Annotated in this window: 16 protein-coding genes; 11 read left to right on the forward strand and 5 right to left on the reverse strand. The window is 67.2% G+C overall.

Annotated features, from left to right (window positions below; translation table 11 throughout):
- Positions 1-15 precede the first annotated feature (15 nt).
- The gene (locus LZC94_27550; GenBank protein WXB11605.1) at positions 16-1104 is read right to left on the reverse strand and encodes a UDP-N-acetylmuramate dehydrogenase; all 1089 of its coding nucleotides are present in this window, start codon (positions 1102-1104) and stop codon (positions 16-18) included.
- 35 nt (positions 1105-1139) lie between these two features.
- On the opposite strand from LZC94_27550, the gene hrpB reads away from it, so the two are divergent.
- The 4 genes from hrpB to LZC94_27570 all read left to right on the forward strand — a co-directional run bounded on the left by hrpB (position 1140) and on the right by LZC94_27570 (position 7715).
- The gene (gene hrpB, locus LZC94_27555; protein WXB11606.1) at positions 1140-3689 is read left to right on the forward strand and encodes an ATP-dependent helicase HrpB; all 2550 of its coding nucleotides are present in this window, start codon (positions 1140-1142) and stop codon (positions 3687-3689) included.
- Between the two features lie 80 nt (positions 3690-3769).
- Entirely contained in the window at positions 3770-5791 is a 2022-nt protein-coding gene (locus LZC94_27560; GenBank protein WXB11607.1) for a protein kinase, read from the forward strand.
- 10 nt (positions 5792-5801) lie between these two features.
- Positions 5802-6659 carry an AraC family transcriptional regulator gene (locus LZC94_27565; GenBank protein WXB11608.1) on the forward strand — a complete coding sequence of 286 codons (858 nt, stop codon included), beginning with the start codon at positions 5802-5804 and terminating at the stop codon, positions 6657-6659.
- A 126-nt stretch (positions 6660-6785) separates the two neighbouring features.
- Positions 6786-7715, forward strand: coding sequence for an NAD(P)H-binding protein (locus LZC94_27570; GenBank protein WXB11609.1), 930 nt, complete (start codon positions 6786-6788; stop codon positions 7713-7715).
- A gap of 6 nt (positions 7716-7721) precedes the next feature.
- Here LZC94_27570 and LZC94_27575 read toward each other — a convergent pair whose 3' ends face one another.
- Both LZC94_27575 and LZC94_27580 read right to left on the reverse strand, forming a co-directional pair.
- The gene (locus LZC94_27575) at positions 7722-8063 is read right to left on the reverse strand and encodes a hypothetical protein (GenBank protein WXB11610.1); all 342 of its coding nucleotides are present in this window, start codon (positions 8061-8063) and stop codon (positions 7722-7724) included.
- A gap of 163 nt (positions 8064-8226) precedes the next feature.
- Positions 8227-9684 carry an amidohydrolase family protein gene (locus tag LZC94_27580; protein WXB11611.1) on the reverse strand — a complete coding sequence of 486 codons (1458 nt, stop codon included), beginning with the start codon at positions 9682-9684 and terminating at the stop codon, positions 8227-8229.
- A gap of 61 nt (positions 9685-9745) precedes the next feature.
- Between LZC94_27580 and hisN the strand changes: the two genes are divergently transcribed.
- Positions 9746-10546 (forward strand): histidinol-phosphatase, encoded by an 801-nt coding sequence (gene hisN, locus LZC94_27585; GenBank protein ID WXB11612.1) that lies wholly within the window; start codon positions 9746-9748, stop codon positions 10544-10546.
- Between the two features lie 113 nt (positions 10547-10659).
- Here the strand turns inward: hisN and LZC94_27590 are convergent, their stop codons facing one another.
- Positions 10660-13461, reverse strand: a complete 2802-nt coding sequence (locus LZC94_27590; protein ID WXB11613.1) for an insulinase family protein — start codon at positions 13459-13461, stop codon at positions 10660-10662.
- A gap of 238 nt (positions 13462-13699) precedes the next feature.
- Here LZC94_27590 and LZC94_27595 point away from each other — a divergent pair, with 238 nt between their 5' ends.
- From LZC94_27595 to LZC94_27620, 6 genes are all read left to right on the forward strand, one after another.
- Positions 13700-14629 carry a serine protease gene (locus LZC94_27595; protein WXB11614.1) on the forward strand — a complete coding sequence of 310 codons (930 nt, stop codon included), beginning with the start codon at positions 13700-13702 and terminating at the stop codon, positions 14627-14629.
- Positions 14630-14827: 198 nt separating this feature from the next.
- Complete coding sequence (locus LZC94_27600; GenBank protein WXB11615.1) at positions 14828-15496, forward strand: nitroreductase family protein; 669 nt, start codon at positions 14828-14830, stop codon at positions 15494-15496.
- A 1074-nt stretch (positions 15497-16570) separates the two neighbouring features.
- Positions 16571-17965 (forward strand): MFS transporter, encoded by a 1395-nt coding sequence (locus LZC94_27605; protein WXB11616.1) that lies wholly within the window; start codon positions 16571-16573, stop codon positions 17963-17965.
- Positions 17966-18005: 40 nt separating this feature from the next.
- Positions 18006-20012, forward strand: coding sequence for a hypothetical protein (locus tag LZC94_27610; GenBank protein ID WXB11617.1), 2007 nt, complete (start codon positions 18006-18008; stop codon positions 20010-20012).
- A gap of 244 nt (positions 20013-20256) precedes the next feature.
- On the forward strand, positions 20257-20451 hold the full coding sequence (locus LZC94_27615) for a hypothetical protein (protein ID WXB11618.1): 195 nt from the start codon (positions 20257-20259) through the stop codon (positions 20449-20451).
- A gap of 210 nt (positions 20452-20661) precedes the next feature.
- Positions 20662-20853 carry a hypothetical protein gene (locus LZC94_27620; protein ID WXB11619.1) on the forward strand — a complete coding sequence of 64 codons (192 nt, stop codon included), beginning with the start codon at positions 20662-20664 and terminating at the stop codon, positions 20851-20853.
- Here the strand turns inward: LZC94_27620 and LZC94_27625 are convergent, their stop codons facing one another.
- Entirely contained in the window at positions 20854-21807 is a 954-nt protein-coding gene (locus LZC94_27625; GenBank protein WXB11620.1) for an alpha/beta fold hydrolase, read from the reverse strand. It lies immediately after the preceding gene.
- Positions 21808-21858: the final 51 nt, after the last annotated feature.

A 21858-nucleotide genomic window follows, 5' to 3' on the forward strand; every position in this document is an offset into this window, starting at 1 on the left:
ATTTCGTCACCCGAGTCACAACGCGCAGCCGACCATGATCGGTTCCGCTGAAAGCTCGACCCCGAAGCGGGTGTGCACAGCGTTGCGCACATCGCGGGCGAGCGCTAGGAGATCGCGGGTGGTGCCACCGCCGCGGTGGACCAAGGCGAGGGCGTGCTTCGTGGAGATCCCCACGGGGCCTCGCCGGTGGCCTTTGGTGAAGCCGGCGTGCTCGATGAGCCATGCGGCTGGAACTTTGAAGCGGCCGTCGGCCGTGGAAAAGCGCGGGACGGTACCCGCGGCGCCCGCAGAGTCTCCCGTGCCCGTCGAAACCACGGTGCCCGCGTGGAGCCGCTCGATCGCGGCGAGGGTCGATGCATCCACCACCGGGTTGACGAAGAACGAGCCGGCGCTCACGCTCTCCGGATCGCTGGAATCGATGACCATCCCCTTGGCGCGGCGCAAACGAAGCACCGTTTCGCGGACGTCGCGCAGCGGGGCGCGCTCGCCGTCGCGGATGCCGAGGGCGCGCGCGAGCTCCGCGTAGCGAATGGGCGCGCTGTCGGTCGCGCGGGTCAAGGCAAAGACGACCTGGACGATGATGTAGCGGGTTTGTCCGCGAAATCGGCTGCTGCGGTAGGCGAAGGCGCAGTCCGCCCGGTCGATCCACGCGAGCGCACCGGTGGCGCGATCGAGCACGCGAAGGCGCGCGATCGTCTCGCTCACCTCTTGCCCGTAGGCGCCCACGTTCTGCATGGGCGTGGCGCCCACCGAGCCCGGAATGCCCGACAGGCACTCCACACCGCGGTACCCCTCGCCCACCGCGCGTGCGACGAAGGCATCCCAATCGGCGCCACCGTCGACCGACGCGACGAGCTGCTCGCCCCGCTCGTCGACCGTGATGGCATCAAAGGCGAGCTTGAGCACGGTGCCGGAGAAGCCCTCGTCGGCGACCACCAGGTTGCTCCCGCCTCCCACCACCAGGAGCGGCTCACCGCGTCCGTCGAGGTCGCGCACGGTGGCGACGAGCTCGTCCAAATTTTCCACTTCCACCAGACGCGCCGCGGGCCCTCCGAGGCGCAAGGTCGTCAGCCTCGCCAACGGGACATTCTGCTCTTGTCGCATCCGTAGGCACACTATACACGGACGGGCGAAGGCCCGTGCACCCGCTCCCCATCGATCCGCTGCTTCCCGAGATCGTCCGCCGGCTCGAGAGGGCGCCCAACCTCGTCCTGGAGGCGCCGCCCGGGGCGGGCAAGACCACGCGCGTGCCGCGTGCGCTGCTCGAGCATGGTGCGGCCAAGGAGGCCAACGGCGAGGGCGCACGCGGCGAGATCATCGTCCTCGAGCCCCGCCGGTTGGCCGCGCGCCTCTCCGCGCGGCGGGTGGCGGAGGAGATCGGCGAGGCGCCCGGCGAGACGGTGGGCTACCAAGTTCGGTTCGAGGACGTGACCGGGCCCAAGACGCGCCTTCGCTTCGTCACCGAGGCGATCCTCACGCGGCGCCTGCTCGGCGATCCGCAGTTGAAGGGCGTGCACGCGGTGGTGCTCGACGAGTTCCACGAGCGGCATATCCACGGCGACGTCGCCCTCGCGTGCCTCCGCCACTTGCAGCGCACATCGCGCCCGGATCTGCGCATCGTCGTGATGTCGGCGACCCTCGACGCGGAGCCCGCGGCGCGCTTCCTCGGCTGCGACTCGCTGCGCTCGGAGGGGCGGCGCTTCGATGTTCGCATCGAGCATGCAACCAAGGAGGACGAGCGGCCATTGGAGCTGCAGGTGGCCTCCGCGGTGCGTACCGTCATGTCCCTCCCCGAGCCGGGCGACGTGCTCGTGTTCTTGCCGGGCGCGCGGGAGATCCGGCGCGCGCAGGAGGCCCTCGAAAAATTGGCGGCGGAGCGGGATCTGCTGGTCCTGCCGCTGCACGGCGATCTCTCGCCCGCCGAGCAGGATCGGGCGATCCGCCCGGCGGAGCGGCACAAGGTGATCCTCGCCACCAATGTGGCCGAGTCGTCGGTCACCATCGATGGCGTGGTCGCCGTCGTCGACAGCGGCCTTGCGCGCGTGATGGGGCACGATCCCTGGTCCGGCCTCCCGCGCCTCCGGGTCGAAAAGGTGAGCCGCGCTTCGGCCACGCAACGCGCGGGGCGCGCGGGAAGAACGCGTCCGGGGGTGTGCGTTCGCCTTTATACGAAGATGGACTTCGAACGGCGCCCCGAGCATCAGCCGCCCGAAATCGCGCGGCTCGATCTGACGGAGCTCTTGCTCGAGCTGCGGGCGCAAAAGATCGACCGCGCGCTCGAGTGGCTCGATCCGCCCCCGCCCGTGTCGCTCGCGGCGGCCGAGGAGCTGCTCGTCCGCCTGGGCGCCCTCGAGACCGAGGCTTCGAGCGCAGGCGAGGTGACCGCCATCGGTCGCCGCATGCTGCGCTACCCCTTGCACCCGCGCATCGGGCGCCTCTTGGTGGAGGCCGAAGACCGCGGCGTCTTCGACGACGCCACCGTGCTCGCCGCGCTGTTGGCCGAGCGCGACATCCGCGCCAGCGCACGGGCGCAATTCGGCGGCGGGCGCGGCGGCCGCCCGGGCGATGTGGCCACCGAGGACTCGGATCTCCTGCAGATGCGCGATCTCTTTCGCGAGGCGCAGGATGCGCGGTTTACGCCCCATGTGCTCCGCGCCATCGGGCTCGATGCGGGCCCCACCTTCGCCGTCGATCGCGCCCACAAGCAGCTGCGCCGCATCGGCCGCCTGCGCGATCGCGATCGGGGCGACGATACCGAATTACGGAAGTGCTTGCTGACGGGGTATCCCGACCGGGTGGCGCGGAGGGTGCGCGGCCGAACGCTCGCCATGGCCGGCGGCGGGCGCGCGGAGCTCGCCGAGAGCAGCGCGGTGCGCGATGCACCGTGGCTCCTGGCGCTCGACGGCGATGAATCGCGCCGCGATGTCGGCACCATTCGGATAGCCAGCGCGATCGAGCCCGAGTGGCTCATCGAGTTTTACGCGGACCGCATCGTGGAGAGCACGCGCACGACCTTCGTGCGCACATCGCAGCGCGTCGAGTCCATCAGCTCGATGACCTACGATGGGCTGGTGCTCGATGAGTCCCCGGCGGCCGGCACCGCGCGCGCCGATGATGCCGAGGCCGCGGCGCTTTTGGCCGAGGCGGTTCTGGCGGACGGGATCGCGGGGCTCGCGGCGTTTGCACCGGAGGGCGCCCTGGAAGAGTGGGTTTTGCGCGCGCGCTTCGCCCGCACGGTAGACCCCTCGATACCGCTCGTGGACGACGCGTTTTTGCGCGCGGTGTTCCTCGAGCACTGCATGGGTCGCCGGAGCTTTGCCGAGCTTCGCGAAGCCTCGTTTCTCGATGCGGTCCAAGCGCGCCTCGGTTCCGTTTTCACTGCACGCATCTTCGCGCTGGCACCGGAGCGCATCACGCTCGCGCGCGGACGCAGCGTAAAAATTCGTTACGAGGCGGAAAAGACCCCACATATCGCGTCTCGTCTGCAGGACTTCTTCGGCATGAAGGAAACGCCAAAGGTAGGTGGCGGCAAGGTGCCGCTCGTGGTTCATCTTCTCGCTCCCAACCAACGCGCGGTTCAGGTTACAAGCGATCTCGAGGGTTTCTGGGAGCGACACTATCCTGCACTTCGCAAGCAGCTTTCTCGGAGGTACCCGAAGCACGCTTGGCCCGAAAGGCCCGAGAGCTGATACATAAGGAAAGATTAAAGGGGAACGGACCCCTTCCTGGGCGCGCGGGCGCGGGGGGAGGTCACACTGGAAGCAGGCGGATGACCGATAATTTCGAATATCCCAGCGGGATTCTCATTCCAGGCACCAAGTACAAGGTGATCCGACGGCTCGGGGCCGGCGGGATGGGAACCGTTTACGAGGTGGAGGACACCAACATCGAGAAGCGGTACGTCCTCAAGACCTTGCATGCTTCGCTGTCGTCCCGCGCCGATCTGGCGGAGCGAATGCGCCGCGAGGCCCGCGCGCTGGCGCGCCTCGAGCACCGCAACATCGTGCAAGTCATCACCGCCGACGTGACCGCGGACTCCCTCCGACTCACCTACCTGGTGATGGAGAAGCTCAACGGCCATACCCTGCGCACGGTCCTCGACAACAAAACGCGCTTGAACGTCGACACGGCGTGTCGTCTTTCCATCGATTTGCTCAATGCGCTCTACCACGCGCACGAAAACCGAATCATCCACCGCGACGTGAAGCCGGAGAACATTTTTCTCCACCGCGACGCCGACGGCACCACGGTCACCAAGCTGCTCGACTTCGGCATCATGACCGAGGCCGACCCCGAGACCCACACGCAGACCGGGCACAATCGCTTCATCGGGACCTTGCGCTACGCGGCCCCGGAGCAGCTCACCGGCCGCCCCATCACCGCCCAAACGGATATTTATGCGGCCGGTCTTTGCCTTTACGAGATCATCACCGGCTACGGCCCATTCGACGATTTGACGTCGACGGCGGAAATTGCCAATGCGCATATCGCCACCCTCGCGCCGCCGATTTCCAAACACGTGCGCGTTCCGCGCCAGCTCGAGGACATCGTGCGCCGCGCGCTGGCCAAAGATCCGGCCGATCGCCAGCACGACGCCTTTACGTTTGCCGCGGAGCTGAATCGCTTTCGCAAATCGCAACAAGGCGCGCTCGACCTCGCGCCGCTGTCGCAGGTGGAGACGGTGGCCGATCCTTTCCACCTATCGACCGATCCCGGGCTGCAGCAGCGCGTGGCCATCAGCGGCGGCGGGCGGCCGATGATGGCCATGGGCAACGGGCAAGCGGCGGTGCAAGCGGCCACGCCGCAGCCGGTTCGAAGCGCGGAGGGCGGCAGCGGGGTGCGCTCGTCCAGCGCTGGGCATCCCGCGCGCTCGGGCTCGCATTCCTCCTCCGATCCGGGACACTACCGCGGGAGCGCGCTGGCCGACGCCGCCACCGAGTTCGACGAGGGCGATGCGCCGGGCGCGCCGTATGCCTCGGGAATGCCGTCGCACTTGATCCGCGGCGTCGAAACCCACGAGAACGCGTCGGCGCCGCCCATGACCGCCAATGGTCCCACGCCGGTCCCCGCAGCCGCGCTCCGTGCGGGCCTGGCGCAGCCCCCCGTGGATCGCAGCGCGCCCACGGGCACCTATGCGCCGCCGGGAGCGGGCCATGTGCAGCGAAGCGGCACGGCCCTCATGAGCGCCGTGGACGCGCCGTATCCGTCCGATCTGGACGGCGCCACGCAGTTGGATGGTCATCCTCCGACGCAGACCTTGCAGCGCCAGCCCAGCGTGCCCGATGCGCGTCTCCACGCCGAGGCGCAGCGCACCAGCGCGATGCCCGCCGCGGGTCCGCACGCGCCCACGGTGGCCGCCTCGCCCGCCGCCAAGCGCGGGATGCGGCCGGAGCTTTGGATCGTCATCGCCGGCTCCGCGATCGGCGCCATCCTGGCCATTGGCTTGATTTACTACCACCTGTCCACGCGCGGCGCGAAGGTGTCGAGCGAGTCGGGCAGCTCGGCCACGCCGGCGGCAGCCGCGCCCACGCCGGTGGCGGCCAACACCACGGAGGCGGCCCCCGTGCAAGCCAAGGCCTCGCCGAGCGTCGAGAGCGCGGCGGCCACCGTCGATGCCGGCGCGGCGGCGGCCACCAAGGCGGCGGAGCCCAAAGCGGAGACGAAGCAGGCCGATTCGACGGACCACGCGCGCACGCACCGCGCCCCGCGGGAAGCTCCGCGCACGCCCACCCCTGCGACCGCGACCCAGACCACGCCGCCGGCGAAGAAGCTCCCCGGTTCGGGGCTGTAAGGGCGAGCGAATGGGCGCGCCCGCGGGACTCGAGCACCTGAGGCTGCGCGCCCGCCGCATCTGGGGTGGACTGGATGTCGCGCTCGTCGATACCCCGATGGGTGCCACGCGCGTTCCGGCCTCCAGCAACCACCGCTTCACCGTGCACGTGGGGACGCCGGTGCGGGCGATCTGCCAATGCGATGGTCGCACCCACAGCCGCTTGCAGAGCCGGGGGGACATCGATCTCGTGCCCGCCGGGTTGCCGGGCGTCTGGGAGGACGATCGGGCGACGAGCCTCCTTCGCGTCAGCGTTTCCCCCGCGTTGCTGGGGGCCGCGGCCGCGGGGTTGGGGCTCGATCCGGATCGGATTGCGCTCACGCCGCGCTTTCAGCTCCGCGATCCGCAGCTCGAGCACCTCGCGTGGGCGCTGGAGGCGGAGCTCGAGGCTCCGGCCGCGAGCGACGCGCTCTACGGCGAGACGCTCGCGATGGGGCTCGCCGTGCACTTGGTCCGCCGCTACCGCTTGGAGACGGGGGCGCGGCTCGAGCGCGAGGACGCGCGCGGGCTGTCACGGCCGCAACGCGAGCGCGTGGTCGATTACATCGAGGCGCACCTCGCGCGAAGCTTGACCCTCGCGGAGCTGGCCGCGGTGGCCGGCGTGAGCGTGTCGCACTTCAAGGGGCTCTTCAAGCGCTCCACCGGGCTCTCGGTGCACCAATACGTGGTTCGCCGGCGGGTGGAGCGCGCCAGGGTGCTGCTTGGTCGGGAGCGGGCGACCATCGCGCGTGTGGCGCTCGAGACCGGCTTCGCCGATCCGAGCCACATGGCGCGCTGGATGCGGCGCTTGCTCGGCGTCACGCCCGCCGGCGTCCTGCGCGGCGATTGAGGCGGCTGCCGCGCCGGCACCGCGCGAGGGCGATGGCGCACCGGGCGCGTCGATCGCCGTCCGAACGTGCTCGCGCGTGTCCGGACGTCCGCGACGGGCGATCCCGCGCGACCTACGCTCCTCGGCATGAACGACACGAGGACGATGGCGGTGTTTGGTGCGACCGGCAAGGTCGGTGGAAGGGCCGTGGCGAAGCTGCGCGCGCGCGGCCTTCGCGTGCGCGCCGTGCTGCGCGACGCAAGCAAGGGCGATGCGTTCTGGCAGGGCGGCTGCGAGGTGGCGCTCGCGGATCTCTACGACGCCGGCGCGGTGGCGCGCGCGCTGGCGGGGGCGGACGGGGCGTTGTTCGTCTGCCCGCTGCGGCTGGATGCGCCCGACGTCGCGGCCGACGCGCAGCGCATCATCGAAGCCACGGCGCAGGCCATCGAGGCCGCGAGGCCGCGCCATGTGGTGGCCATATCCGATTATGGCGCCCACGTGCCCGAGGGCACCGGCATCACCATGATCTTCCGCAGGCTCGAGGCGCGCCTCGGTCCCCTCCCCGTGGCCACCACCTTCGTGCGCTCCGCGGAGCATATGCAAAATTGGAAACGCCATTTGCACGCGGCGCGCGCGCGCGGGGTGCTGCCGAGCCTCCACCACCCGCTCACGAAGCTCTATCCGACGGTCTCGGCGTTCGACGTGGGCGACGTGGCCGCCGATCTCCTCGCCGCCGGCGCGCGCGAGGGCGCCGCGGGCGAAGGCGAGGGCGCCGCCCCCGGCAATCCGCGCGTGGTGCACGTGGAGGGTCCGCAGCGTTACTCGAGCCTCGACCTGGAGCGAGCGATGGAAGCGGTGCTCGGACGCCCCGTGCGCGCGCAGGCCATCCCGCGCGAGGGCTGGGCTTCGGCGCTCGCCGCGGGCGGCTTGGCCGAGAGCTATGCGGGGCTGGTGATGCAGCTGTTCGACGCCCACAACGCCGGTCGCATCGACGCGGAGCCCGGCGCCGCCGACGTGCGCCGCGGAACGACGGAGCTGTCGAAGGCGCTCGGCGACTTGCTGCGCGCCGATGCGTAGACGCGCCTACTGCGTGCAGGTGACATACGCCTGGCACTGCGTGCGGCAGGTCGAGCACGCCGCGCCGCGGTTGCAGGCGATGAGGTTGCGGTAGTCGTTTTGCCCGCTGGGCGCGGACGGAAAACAAAAGGACTGCACGCACGCATCGTCGCTGGGGGCGCAGTTGAAGTCGGCGCACGACCGAATCTGCACGCACGCCGCGTTCCGATTGCACGCGTCCACCTGCGAGGAACAGCGCGAGCCGATGCACGCGCTGCAGTCATCGGTGGGGCCGCCGTCGCCTCCGCCATCGGTGCCCCCGTCGCCCACGATGGTGCCGCCGTTTCCCTGGTACGGGCGGGGGTTCATGAACTCATCGCAGCTCGCGAACGCGAGCAGCGAGACGGCGAAGACGCCAAGCGCCCCCTTGCGCCATCGTCCTTCGCTTGGGCTTACGCTCCTGGAAACCGTACCGTGCATGCGCTCACATGGTGCAAAGGGACGCCCGCGCGGTCAACCGTGGAGGCGGTCTTCACATTCCACGAGCGATCTCGGGCCGCTTGGAAATACGGCCAGCGCGCATCACGAAATGGACGTGCTCGGTCTGCTTGATGTCCTTGAGCGGGTTGCCCGGCACGGCCACGATATCGGCCAGCTTGCCCTTGTCGAGCGTCCCCGTCTGCGCCTGAATGCCCAGCAACGTGGCGTTGACGGAGGTGGCCGCGCGCAAGGCGGCCGCGGGGGCCATGCCGTCGGCGGTCATCAACGCGAACTCCTGCGCGTTGATGCCATGACGGGACACGGCGGAGTCGGTTCCGAATCCAATGATCACCCCGGAGCGGAGGGCGGCCTTGAACATGTTCGCGTGCGCTTCGTTGGCGGCGCGCGCTTTCACCTGAATGGCGGGGGGAAACTTGTCGATTTTGGCCCCCGTGGACGCACCCGCCAAGAACGTCGGAATGAGCACGGTCCCTTTGGACTTCATGAACGCCAAGGTGTCGGGCTTCAGGAACGAGCCATGCTCGATGGAGTCGACCCCCGCCTGGACCGCGAGCTTGGCCGCCGTATCGCCGTGGCAGTGCGCGGCGACCTTCTTTCCGAGGTGGTGCGCTTCCTCCACGATGGCGCTCAACTCGTCGGGGGTCAGCTGGGGCGTGTCCACGGCATCGGCGAGGGAGAGAACGCCGCCGGAGGCCATCACCTTGATGATGTCGGCGCCGTATTTGACCTGCTCGCGCACCGCCATACGGCACATGTCCGCGCCGTTGCAGATCCCCTCGAACGGCCCCGGCTCCTTGGTGAACGCGGGAGGATACGGATCGTCGTCCGCGTGTCCGCCCGTGGCGCCGATGGCATGCACGGCCACCAGCATGCGCGGCCCCGTCACCTGCTCGTCCTGGATGGCGTTGCGGAGCCCCACGTCGAGGAGGTGCGCGGAGCCGAGATCGCGCACGGTGGTGAACCCGGCGTCCAAGATCTTGCGGGCCGACGCGGCCGCGTAGTGCGCTTGCTCGGCCGGGAACCGATGCAGAAACTGATACGTATCGCGGTAAAAGTCGTCGCTCGACTCGAAGCTCACGTGCGTGTGCGCGTCGATGAACCCGGGCAGGAGCGTGCTATCGCCCAAATCGATCACCGTGGCATCCGCCGGCGCGGCGACGCTCGACGCTCTTCCCACGTTCGCGATGAGCCCATTTTCGACCACCACCGCGACGCCCCCTTCGACCACATTGTCACCCTTGCCGTCGAAGAGCCGCGCCGCGCGCAGCACGATGGCGCGCTGCTTGGGCATGGTCGACGGATCGATGGGCGCGGCGGCGGCCACCGCGGGCGCATGCTTCGCGGGCGGACGCGCCTCGGTCGACGCCGTGCGGGCCGGGGCCGCCGAGGCGGGCGCGGCGCACCCCGTTATACCGCCAACCACGGACACCAGGGCTAGCGCACCGAAACGACCGAGCGAAATGGACGGCAATCGAAGGGGGTCTCGCATGCTAGAGCTATTAGCATCGGCTTTTCCATACCCGACAGAAAAAGCATGCGACCATGCGCGCATGACGACCTATGGGACGGATCTCGCCCTCGCCTTGCAGCTCGCCGATGCCGCCGATTCGGTCACCCGGGCGCGCTTTCGCGCCACCGATCTTCGCGTGGAGCGCAAACCCGACCGCACGCCCGTCACCGACGCCGATCTGGCGGTGGAGGACGCGGTGCGCGCGATCCTCGGCCGCGAGCGCCCCGGCGATGACATCGCCGGCGAGGAGCGCGGCGGAAAGGTAGGGAGCGGGCGCACATGGGTGCTCGATCCCATCGACGGGACGAAAAATTTCCTCCGCGGTGTGCCGGCGTGGGGCACCTTGATCGCGCTGGTCGATGGGGGTCGCCCGGTGGTCGGCGTCGTCAGCGCCCCTGCGCTCGGCCAGCGCTGGTGGGCTTCGCGCGGCGAGGGCGCCTGGACGCGCAAGGAGCTGGCCGCCCCCGAGAGCGCGCGCGAGCCTCGGCGCCTGCAGGTCTCGGCGGTGGGCGATCTCGGCGATGCCTACCTCTCCACGACGCACCTCAATTCGTGGCGGGAGCATCACTCGCGCGAGAAGTACCTGGCGCTGGTCGACGCCGTCTGGGAGACGCGCGCCTTCGGCGACTTTTGGCACTACTGCCTGGTCGCGGAGGGCGCGCTCGACATCGCCACCGAGGCCATCGTCAACCCGTGGGACGTCGCCGCCGTCAAGGTGCTCATCGAGGAGGCCGGCGGCACCTTCACGGATTTGTCGGGCCGCGATCGTTTCGACGGCGGCTCCGCCATCGGCACCAATGGACGCTTGCATCGAGCGGCGCTGGCGATTTTGGCGCGCTGACGACTGCGAATGGCGCCTTACGACGGCGAACGCCACCGAACGGCCGCGCATTGCAGCTGACGGCGGCGAACGACGGCCAACGTCGCCGAACGACGGCCAATCGCGCCCAACGCCTAACGGAGCCCCGCTTCCTTGAGGGCGAAGCGGATCGTCGGCTCGTCGCCCACGAGCGAGAGGGTCACCGTTCCGGCCGCGCACGCGTGGAGATCCTCGTGAACGTCTTTGGCCGACACCGACGCGATGTAGCTGGCGGTAAAATCGAGGTTCTCCACGCTGAAGCCCTGGTTGATCGTGTTCAGGAGGATGTTCGCCGTACCGTGATTCATCACGTGGGCCGTGGTTCGGGCGCGCGCGACGCGGAGCTTGGCCCACCCGAGGGCATCCTGGGAGACGGGCGCTTCGCCGAGCGCCCAGAGCGCCCCCTGAACGGTCTTGAGCGCCGTCGTCAACCGATCGCGCTCGACGGCGCTGGAGGTCTCGAGAAACGAAGTCCCGCCGCGGAGCACGCGGGCGTGCGACCGGATGCCGTACGTCACCCCCAGCCGCTCCCGCAGGGTCCCGCCGAGGCGGTCCTCCACCAGCTGCGCGGCGACCTCGCGCTGCAACCCCTCGGACAGGGTCTTCGCAGGCGGAAACACGCATCCAAGATGCATTTGAACTTGCGTTGCGCTCGGTCGATCCGTCACCAGAACTTTGAAGCCTCGATCCGTTTTGGGCGGGTACGGCGCCGGCACCGAAGGCGGCTTGTCGTCCGCGCTCGCCTTCCAATCCCCGAGCTCGGCCTTCACGATCTTGGTGACCTCCATGGGGTCGATTTCGCCCACCACCACCAGGGCGGTGTTCTCGGGCATGTGCGTTTCCGCGATCCAGTCGACGGCGCGCTCGGGCCTGGCCTTCTCGACGTCGCTCGCCGTGGGCCAGCGGCCGTAGGGGCTCCCGGCGAGGAGCGTCGATTGAAACTGGCGAACCGCCTCGTGCTCGGGCTTGCGCTCCGCGAGCCGGAGCTCCGCTACCAGCGCGTCCAGATGGCCCCAGTGGGCGGGGGTGACGACCATGTAGCGCGCGTGCTCGGCCACGATGCCGATCATCGTGCCGACATTTCCCGAGGCCCCTTCCAGGGTGTACTGCGCCATGTCCGGACGGATGGACCTCCGCAGGGTGGCCCCGAAGTGCTCGGGAAAGCTATGATTGTCCTCGCGCTGCGAGACCGCTGCGAGCGACAGGGCCGCGCGCATCGCCCCCGGATCGCTCGCAGCGCCCACACCGCCCTGGATCAAGAGCCCCACCGTCGCCGTCGGCGACCCTTCTCTCCGGCCCACCACCACCCGAAGCCCATTGGGCAAGGTGAATCGGCTGTATTCTCCGAGCCCCGGTGAGGGCGCGATCGCGCGCAATCGCTCCTCGTCCACCCGAATGGGCGACGGCTCCTCTTCACCGACCGGATGCGCGCCAATCGGAACGGCGTTGACCCGATCGCCCCCCGGCGCGGGCAAGAAGAGCACCGCGCGCGCCCGCTCGGGCGACACGTACTTCAAGGCGAACTTCGCGAAGGGCTCGGGCTCGAGGTCGAGCACCTTGGCGAGGCTGCGCGTATACGTCAGTGGATTCTGCGTGAAGTGCGTGGTGAGCGCGCGCGTTTCACCGTGCTTTACGAGGTCCTCCATCTCGAGCACCATGTCCACCACCGCCACCCGTTGTTGGCTCCCGAGCAGCACCTCGCCGAAGAACCTCGGTCCGAGCCCGTCCTCGACGAGGTGCAGGTGGTCGAGCACGTACGCGAGGCTCTTCTTGGGGTGCGCACCGCGATCGAGCACGACCCGGCACAGCAGCATCGACGCGTCCTTCCCGCGCACCAGCCGCGTTTGGACGTCGATGATGTCGCGATCCTCGTGCTCGACCCCGTAGGACGCCCGTACGAGCTGCGAGCCCACCCGGGCGGCGAGCATCTCGGCCAGGTGACTATCGGCGTCGAATGCGCGCGGCAGCGACCATCCAATCCAGATTTCGGGCGTCGCCACCGAGGCCTCGCTCTGCGAGAACGGTACGGACGGAGGCGGCGGCGGCTCCGGCGCGCCCCCGGGGATGGGCGGGCGGCGCGGTGATGCTTGGGCGCGCAGCAGATCGGGCGGGAGCGCGTTCTCCACGATCCCGCCAATCGTCGCCAGATCGATGTCGCCGACGATGGCCAACGTCATATTGCCTGGCTGATAATGCGATTTCAAAAAAGCTTTGATGTCGTCCTCCCCAATCGACGTCAAGCTCGCGTGCGTCCCGATCACCGGCCGCGCATACGGATGCCCGGCCGGAAACACGGCCTTCTGGAGCGCGCCCAGCACCTCGCCGGTAAACCCCGTTTCATTGCGCTCGCGCAGCTCGCTGCGCACCACGTCGAGCTCCACGGCCAACGTCTCGGGCGCGAGCCGCGCGACGGGGGCCAACATCCGCGCGCCTTCTAGCCGCAGAAGCTCGCTCAGCTCCGAGGCCGGCCCCACCTCGTGGTACACGGTGGCATCCAGCGATGTGGATGCGTTCCACTCCCCTGCCCCGGCGCGCTCCAGCAAATGCCGGAAGCTCGATTTGCCAAAGGGCCGCGAACGGAACGCCAGGTGCTCGATGTAGTGCGCCAGCCCTTCTTTACCCGGCGGATCGCTGGACGACCCCGCCCCCACCACCAGAAACAGCCCCACGATGGGATTGCGCGCGTCCCGCTCGGCGACCACGCGCAGCCCCGACGGAAACACCAGCTGCCGCACGGGCAGCTCGATGTTGCGCATGACCAGCCCCTGGCGGGCCGGGACCAGGCTCGGACTGCAGCTCGGCAGCGCCGTCGCCAGCACGATGAGCGCAATCCCGATCGCCCAAAGACCTGCGCTGCCGAAACGAAGCCCCCGTTTGACCTGCTTGGATCGATGCATTTCGGACGCTTATCGGCTCCGGCCGTGGATTCGTTGCGTCAAAAACGCGCGAGGCTCTTCCGGACGGAAACGGGCAGCGCCCCGACGAGCAAACGGGCGGTCGAGCAATGGGTTCGATGATGACGAAACGCATACGACCGACGACGTGGGTAAAGCCGTGCACTGGTCGCATATTTATTGGCAATTGGATCATTAAAAGCTCCCCATCCGACTCGATAATGGGCATAGAGGACCCACCATGCCGACCACTCATAAGATATCCACATTTGCATTGGCATTTCTCGCGACGGCCGCCGTCGCATCACCCGCTCTGGCGTTTCCGCTCGGAAACGGAACGGACAATCAACGCGTCGCGCCAAGTCCCAGCGATTTCGATTCGGCAGTGGCCGATGTCGATTTCACTGCGATCGTTGCATTGTCGAACTGCTCGGGATCGCTCGTTCGATTTACCACTTCACGCTCTACCGATTTCGCGCTGGTGCTCACCAATGGTCATTGCATCGGCAACTTTCCGCCTGCCGGAACGGCGGTCGTGAACCAAGCGTCCAGTCGGACATTCACCCTGCTCAATTCCAGCGGAGGGAGCCTCGGCACCTTGCGCGCCTCGCGGCTGGTGTATGCCACCATGACAGGGACGGATGTTGGCCTTTATCGACTTACGTCGACGTACGCACAGATTCAGCAGAGCTTCGGGGTCACTGCGCTCACCGTATCGAGCGCGCACCCCACCGCGGGCACGCCCATTCGAGTGGTATCGGGTTATTGGAAGCGAATTTATTCGTGCTCGATCGATAAATTCATCTACCGGCTGCGTGAAGATCAATGGACCAGCGTCGACTCGATCAAATACAGCGAGCCGGGTTGCGAGGTCATTGGAGGCACTTCGGGCTCGCCCATCATCAACGCGCAAACGCGCGAGGTCCTCGGCGTCAACAACACGACCAACGAGGACGGGGGGCGCTGCACCTTGAACAATCCCTGCGAGGTGGACCAGCAGGGCCGGGTCACCGTGGATCGCGGCGGCTCGTACGGGCAAGAGACGTATCAAATCTACACGTGCCTCGATAGCAACAATAACCTCGACCTCAACAAGGCCGGGTGCCAGCTGCAGAAGGCGAGCGCGGGCGCTTCGGACACCATCGAGGAGTTCACGGACGCCGCCGAATAGCAAGTAAGCGGCCACCTACCACGCCATGACGCCACGACCTGGAGACCCCGCGGGGATCGGGAGCCCACCCCGAGCCCGCCCGGTGATGACCATGTCGTGCAAAGCACTGCGGAGGCGCTCGCTGGAGCCATAAAATCACGATCGGTAGCGTTTACGGACGTTTGCGGAAGAATGGGAGGCAGAGCACAATGTGCCCCCATGACCACCCCGACTTTCCTTCCCCTGTCGACCTATCGGGAATACCCGGTCGACGAGATGCGCGCCCGCGCGGTGCGATTCAATGAAGAGATGCAGCGACGGCGGACCGTGCGCGAATTTTCGAGCCGTCCCGTGCCGCGCGAGATCATCGAAGATTGCATCCGCGTCGGCGGCACCGCCCCCAGCGGCGCCAATTTGCAGCCGTGGCACTTCGTCGCCGTGTCCGATCCCAAGGTGAAGTCGGCCATTCGGGTGGACGCCGAGAAGGAGGAGCAGGCTTTCTATCAAGGAAAAGCGCCGCAAGCTTGGCTGGACGCGCTCGCTCCGCTGGGCACCGACGAGCACAAGCCGTTCCTCGAGGTCGCGCCGTGGCTGATTGCCATCTTCGCGCGCAGCTACGATCTGAAAGAAGACGGCACGAAGACGAAGCACTATTACGTGCAAGAGTCGGTCGGCATCGCCACCGGTTTGCTCATCGCCGCCGTGCACAACGCGGGGCTCGTCAGCCTGACGCACACGCCCAGCCCCATGAACTTCCTCAACGCGCTGTGCGGCCGCCCTTCGCACGAGCGCCCCTATTTGCTGCTCGTGGTGGGCTATCCCGCCCACGAGGTCAGCGTGCCGGACATCCACCGCAAACCGCTGGACTCGATCTGCAGCTTCATTTAATGATGCTCGAGGCTCGCGCTTCGTAGGCCCTCGACGTTCGCGCCGCAACGCGAACGTCGACCCCTGCGCATACTCCGTCGGCCGTGCGCCGTGCGCCCATGCGCCATCCGGTCGAGTGCCGAGTGCCAAGCCGAGCGCCACGTGCCGAGTGCCAGCCGAGCGGCCGAGCGCCATGTGCCGAGTGCCAAGCCGAGCGCCACGTGCCGAGTGCCAGCCGAGCGGCCGAGCGCCATGTGCCGAGTGCCAAGCCGAGCGCCATGCGCCGAGCACCGAAAGCCCGATGCACGTCCGGACTGGCCTCCTTTTCGCGAGATGTCGCAGACCACCCGCCAAACAACCGCTCGTCTCCTTAGATCTCCAGTCCCCTTCTCGTTGCGCCCCTTGCGCCCTTGCGGTTGCATTCAACGTTCGCCCGCGCACACCTGCGCAAACGGTTGCATTCAACGTTCGCCCGCGTACACCTGCGCAAACGGTTGCATTCAACGTTCGCCCGCGTACACCTGCGCAAACGGTTGCATTCAGCATTCGCCCGCGCACACCTGCGCAAACGGTTGCATTCAGCATTCGCCCGCGCACACCTGCGCAAACGGTTGCATTCAACGTTCGCCCGCGCACACCTGCGCAAACGGTTGCATTCAACGTTCGCCCGCGCACACCTGCGCAAACGGTTGCATTCAGCGTTCGACCGCGCACACCTGCGCAAGCGCGACGTCCTTTTCTCGGCCGGTTGCCCACAGGTCGCCCGAGCGAAACCTTCGCCCCTTCCAAAGCAGCCCCCGAGACCGCGCGACCCGCCGCCACCCTGCGAAGAACAGAGCATTTGGCGCCATCGACCCGATGGAGGTCAATAGGCTTCGTCGCCAATGCCGTGTTGCGTCAATTTCGCGTCATGCCGTTCTGGGTTGCGTGGCGGCGGAAGCTTCGTTACGGCTAGAAGGATGGTCAGGCTGTCAAGTGGCCTTACCACTCGCCGGCAACGGGGGTCGGTAACGGTTCCTCCCTCTCGTGCCGGCGCATCGGACGTGTGATTCGCCGCCGCGCCAAATCAGATAGGCGCAAGGAGGTAAACGACCCATGGCACAAGACATCGATGTCCGGGACGCCGGCGCGCGAGGAGAACCTCGAGCGCAGCCGGCGCGCACGGGGATCGCGGAGCTCCAGCAGAAAGCGGGTGCCTTTGCGTTCGCCGTCGGAAAGTACCGATGGTCGATCTGTTTCATCTTGTTTCTGGCCGCCACCATCAACTACGTGGACCGCCAGATCATCGGCGTGCTGAAGCCCGATCTCTCCAAGCTCTATGGCTGGACGGAGAAGGACTACGGCAACATCGTCTTTTGGTTCCAGGTCGCCTACGCCATCGGCATGGTGTCCATGGGCTGGCTGCTCGATAAGATCGGCACCAAGCGCGGGTTCGCCGTCGCCGCCAGCGTGTGGGGCCTCGCCGCCACCGGTCATGTGCTGGCCACCTCGGCCCTCGGGTTCAAGCTCGCGCGTTTTGGCTTGGGGCTCGGCGAGGCCGGCATGTTCCCGGCCGCCGTCAAGGTCATCGCCCAATGGTTCCCCAAACGGGAGCGCGCCTTTGCGATGGGCCTCTTCAACTCGGGGACGAACGTGGGGGCCATCGTCACCCCGTTGATGCTCCCGATCGTCGTGCCCGTCTTCGGCATGGGCACCGCGTTCGTGTTCAGCGGCGTGCTCGCGCTGCTCTGGGTCGGCCTCTGGCTCGCGAAGTTCCACCCGCCCGACGAGCACCCGTCGGTGACCCAACGGGAGAAAGATTGGATCGCCAGCGACCCCGCCCCCGTCTACCCGAAGATCCCGTGGCTGCGCCTCTTGCCGTGGCGGCAGACGTGGGCTTATGCCATCGGCAAGTTCCTCATCGATCCCATTTGGTGGCTTTATCTCTTTTGGGTGCCCGGGTTCTTGAACCAGAAACACGGCCTCACCCTGACCAAGATCGGCCTCCCGCTGGTCACCATCTATTTGATCTCCGACGTCGGCAGCATCTTCGGCGGCTGGCTCTCGTCGACCTTCATCCGCCATGGATGGAGCATCAACCGCGCGCGCAAGACCACCATGCTCATCTGCGCCGGCTTGGTCGCCCCCATCGTGTTCGCCTCCGAGGCGAAGTCGACGTGGACCGCGGTGGTGCTGATCGGACTGGCAACGGCCGGCCACCAAGGCTTTTCGGCCAACCTGTTTACCCTCACCTCCGACCTCTTTCCCACCAAGGCCGTCGGCTCCGTGGTCGGGTTCGGTGGAATGGGGGGTGCCATCGGCGGCATCTTCATCGCGCAAGCGGCAGGTAGTATCCTTCAGGCCATGGGACCGAGCGGCTATTATGTCTTGCTGCTTCTACCGCCGGCGGCGTATGTCCTCGCCATCTCCATCATCCACGTGCTCTCGCCGCGGCTGGAACCCATCCGCCCGCAAGACCTGCCCGAGGGGCCCCCGCAGCCCGCCCGCTGATCCCGTTTTCATTTTCGCGCTTCGAATGAGGAGTTTTTCCATGTCGACGACGAGCAAACGACTTCGATCCATCGGCGCATCGCTGGCCGTCACCGCCGCCTTCGCGTTCGTGGCCTGCGACGACGATGCCCCCGGCGCGCCGCGCCCGACGCAAGACGCATCCACCCCGGATACGTCCGCACCCGACGCAGGCCCCTTCGACGCGGGAGGAAATGACACCGGTGTCAAATTCACGGAGCCCGCGCTGGCGCGGATCCCGATGAACACCATCGTCGCCACGAAGCTCCTGCCGCAGCTCGAGTTCCTCTTCGAGAAGCTGGCGGCCGAGAAGAAGGACTTCACCTTGGACGGCCAAAAGGCCTTCAACGGCGGCGACGAGTTCTTGACCGGCAAAATCGCCATTGGCTTCTCGTACCTGCTCACGCAAACGCCGGAGTCGGATCCCAAGTTCGCCGTGTACCTGGCCCGCTACCGCGAGATCGCCGATTTGACGGTCGAGGACGTGAACAAGACGTGGGGTATTTATTATTACATGGCGGCCCTCGACAAATTGCGCACCGCGGGCCTGCTCGACCGCGCGATCAGCGCCGAGACCTTGGCCAAGCTGAAGACGAAGCTCGATTGGCGCACCTTCGTGAACCCGGCCGACTATACGCTCATCGGGCTGCCCACCAACTATTACGGGGTGGCCTTCAGCATCGCCAAGCTGCGGGCCATCCTCGGCTGGGAGGACCAGACGGCCAGCGAAAAGCTGCTGGCCAAGGTCATCGACCATTACCAAACGTACTCCGGCGAGTACGGCTTCTCCGACGAGACCGACGGCCAGGGACGCTTCGACCGCTACAGCGTGCTGCTCATCGGCGAGATCTGCCAGCGCCTGATCGAGACGAACATGGTGGTGTCCGATCAGCTCAAAGGGTGGCTGCGCAAATCGGTGGACGTGCTCCTGCTCCGATTGAACCCCGCCGGAAACGGCTTCGACTACGGACGGAGCTTGGGCCCATACGCCGACACCGCGTTCCTCGAAGTTCTCTCGGCCGCCGCGCACCTGGACGTGCTCACGGCGGAGGAGAAGACCGTCGCCTATGCGTTCGCCACCCGCGTGGTCGCCAAGTACGTGGAGTTCTGGCAAGACGACGGCATGCGCTCCGTCAACCTCTGGGAGAAGGGGCGCCGCACCGACGGCTACCGCGGCAAGCACCGCATCCTCGGCGAGAACCTGAGCCTCCCGCACCAGATCCTGTACACGAACAAGCTCTGGAACCGCGATGGCTACGAGAACAAAGTGCCCATGCCCACCGCCGACTTCGTGGCCTACCTCGGCAAGCTGCCGCGCGCCGCGCTCACGTGGTTCGCGCGCGGCGACTACGACCGCGCCTTGGTGACCTACCGCGACGATCTGCGCATCATCAGCCTCCCGCTGGTGAACGGCGGGGGGAAGTACCACCGAAAGAACGCGTACTTCGCGGTGCCCCACTCGTACAACCTGCTCTCCGGCGCCGCCGACTCCGAGTATCCGCAGCTGCAGCCCAAGTTCACCCTCGGCGATGGCAAGTCGCTGATCCCCGCCTCGTACATCAAGAACGTGAAGACCCGGGCCGAGGGCGATGCCTACGTGGTCACCTACGATCAGGCGGAGCTCGACGACGTGGGCGACGACGCGCCCATCAAGGACGCGCGCATCACGGCCACGACCGAGTACAGGCTGGAGCCGGGGCAAATCACGCGCACGGCCACGTACACCCCGGCGGCCTCGGTGGCCGTCGACCGCATCGCGATGGAGCTCGGATCGTTCTCCCGCGACGCGGTCGCCAACGGCAACCACGTCACCTTTGCGACGGGCGACGTCACCGACTTCGAGGTTCGCGGCTTGGACGCCTGTACGGTGAAGTCCGTGGAGACCGACTCCGTTTACCAGACCCCGACGGGCGCCTCGCAGACCAAGGTGGTGTGTGAGACGGGCGCCAAGGTGCTCGATCGGCCGCTCACCATCACCTGGGTTCTGACGTACCGCCGGCGGCTGGCGGCCGGGCTCGGACCGCGCTGAAGCTCGGATCGCGCTGAAGCTCGGGCCGCGCGGAAGCTCGGATCGCGCGGCTCGGAGCGGCTCGGGTCGCGCGGAAGCTCGGGCGCAAAAAAAATCGACGGCCATGTCGATCGCGCCGCTCCTGGAGCGACGAGTGCACAGAGGCAGGGCTCACGACGGATCATGAGGATCCGGCGGGCCCTGCTCGAAGTCGGACGCGGGCAAGCCGCGCTCTCCGGCGCATTCGAACCAAGGGAGAAGGACGATGCTCGTCACCAAGACGGCAGCCTCGTGGCTGCACACCTCTGCGCCCAAAGCCGCGACCAACATCACCCGCGATGCCCGCGCGAGCCGCTCACACCATGTCGAGATCCCGCAGGGCGAGGTCGAAGATCTGCAGGGCAGCTTCGGAAGCCGCCCGGTCTACGTCCTGTCCGGCCTCGGCTGGCGCTACGGATGAGTTTGGCACAGGTCCACCAGCAAAAATATTTGCTGTAATTTCAGCAGCTTAGAGAAATCTTAAAAATAAGACGCGGCCCATGTCGAATCGGCCGCACCACGAACGACGTCTGGATAGAGGCGCATCACGGAGCGGCGCAAGGCGCCCCACCCGGGATACCGAATCGAGAAGCTCGGCGGGCCTCGCAACCTCGAACGAAGGAGAAGGACGATGTTCGTCACCAAGACGGCGACCGCGTGGTCGCACAGCTCTGCACCGAAGGCCGCACCCAGCATCCTGCGCGACGCGCACGCGAACCGCGCGCACAACGTCGAGATCCCGCAAGGCGATCTGGAAGACTTGAGCGGCTCCTCCGCCCGCCCCGTTTACGTTCTGTCCGGCCTCGGGTGGCGTTACGGTTGATCAGGGCGTGACCATCGGAGGCAAGGGCCCGATGTTCACATCCTTGGGATCGATGGATTGCCCCGTAAGCGCGCGTTTGACGACCTCGATGGCCACTGGATGGTTGGTGATACCCAGGTGCTCGGTCAAGTCGAACTCGAAGCCGCGGAAGTCTTGAAGGGCCACATTGGTCACCTCGGAGCCGAAGCCTCCTTTCAAGTAGCTCTGTCGCCATGGCGTGAGCACTTCGTCGAGCGCGGTCGCGAGGACCACATAGGTGATGCCGGGCTCCGTATCCCCGTCCCGATCGAGCTCCGGGTTGATGTTCTCGGGTGACTCCTTCGATTGCTGAATGGCGGCCTTGCCCGACGTCAAGTTGATCCCCTGCGTCGAGAGGCTCTGAAGCCCGAGGAAGGTCGTCATCATGTTGGCGAGCGTGCCCATGCTGACGGTGGTGGTGCCGTGGTTGCTCGGGGCGAGCCCGATCAGCTTACCGACCCGATCTTTTCCACCGAGATACTTGATGTACCAGCGCGGCATCACGCCCCCACCCTGCGCGTGCCCCACCAAGTCGACCTTGCTCGCGCCGGTCTTGCGCAACACTTCATCGACGAAACGCGCCAGCTCCTTGGCGGACCGTCGAATGTCGCCGTAGCCTTTGACGAACTTGGGCAGCTGGCCGCCGTCGCCATAATTGATGGCCGAGACGGAGAAGCCCGCGTTGCTCAGCTCGAGGGACAGCGCCTTCCACGTGTTGTAGCGATTGGCCCACGTGCCGTGGAGCAGGATCACGGGGTTGGTCCCGCGCGGAGGCTTTCGCAAGGTGACGGGTTCGGCAAAGGGATCGTGCGCGCCAGGCGGGAGCGCGTCGGGTGCAAGGAACGACTCGAGGCACGCTTGCTGAAACCGGGCGAGCGGCGAAAAGCCCTTGCCCATCGTTTCGAGAGGATTGAGCTGCAGAATGGGATTCTTCATTTCACCCCCTTGGCGAGCCTTGCGTGGCCGCGCCGCTCGAAGCGAGACGGC

It is taken from the genome of Sorangiineae bacterium MSr11954 (genome assembly GCA_037157815.1).
GTDB classification, from domain to species: Bacteria; Myxococcota_A; Polyangia; order Polyangiales; family Polyangiaceae; genus Pendulispora; species Pendulispora albinea.

Bases quoted from the DNA above. Each gene is read 5' to 3' on its own strand.
- LZC94_27550 (WXB11605.1), bottom strand. From the start codon at position 1,104: ATGCGACAAGAGCAGAATGTCCCGTTGGCGAGGCTGACGACCTTGCGC.
- LZC94_27560 (WXB11607.1), top strand. From the start codon at position 3,770: ATGACCGATAATTTCGAATATCCCAGCGGGATTCTCATTCCAGGCACC.
- LZC94_27565 (WXB11608.1), top strand. From the start codon at position 5,802: ATGGGCGCGCCCGCGGGACTCGAGCACCTGAGGCTGCGCGCCCGCCGC.
- LZC94_27570 (WXB11609.1), top strand. From the start codon at position 6,786: ATGAACGACACGAGGACGATGGCGGTGTTTGGTGCGACCGGCAAGGTC.
- LZC94_27575 (WXB11610.1), bottom strand. From the start codon at position 8,063: ATGAACCCCCGCCCGTACCAGGGAAACGGCGGCACCATCGTGGGCGAC.
- LZC94_27580 (WXB11611.1), bottom strand. From the start codon at position 9,684: ATGCGAGACCCCCTTCGATTGCCGTCCATTTCGCTCGGTCGTTTCGGT.
- hisN (WXB11612.1), top strand. From the start codon at position 9,746: ATGACGACCTATGGGACGGATCTCGCCCTCGCCTTGCAGCTCGCCGAT.
- LZC94_27590 (WXB11613.1), bottom strand. From the start codon at position 13,461: ATGCATCGATCCAAGCAGGTCAAACGGGGGCTTCGTTTCGGCAGCGCA.
- LZC94_27595 (WXB11614.1), top strand. From the start codon at position 13,700: ATGCCGACCACTCATAAGATATCCACATTTGCATTGGCATTTCTCGCG.
- LZC94_27600 (WXB11615.1), top strand. From the start codon at position 14,828: ATGACCACCCCGACTTTCCTTCCCCTGTCGACCTATCGGGAATACCCG.
- LZC94_27605 (WXB11616.1), top strand. From the start codon at position 16,571: ATGGCACAAGACATCGATGTCCGGGACGCCGGCGCGCGAGGAGAACCT.
- LZC94_27610 (WXB11617.1), top strand. From the start codon at position 18,006: ATGTCGACGACGAGCAAACGACTTCGATCCATCGGCGCATCGCTGGCC.
- LZC94_27615 (WXB11618.1), top strand. From the start codon at position 20,257: ATGCTCGTCACCAAGACGGCAGCCTCGTGGCTGCACACCTCTGCGCCC.
- LZC94_27620 (WXB11619.1), top strand. From the start codon at position 20,662: ATGTTCGTCACCAAGACGGCGACCGCGTGGTCGCACAGCTCTGCACCG.
- LZC94_27625 (WXB11620.1), bottom strand. From the start codon at position 21,807: ATGAAGAATCCCATTCTGCAGCTCAATCCTCTCGAAACGATGGGCAAG.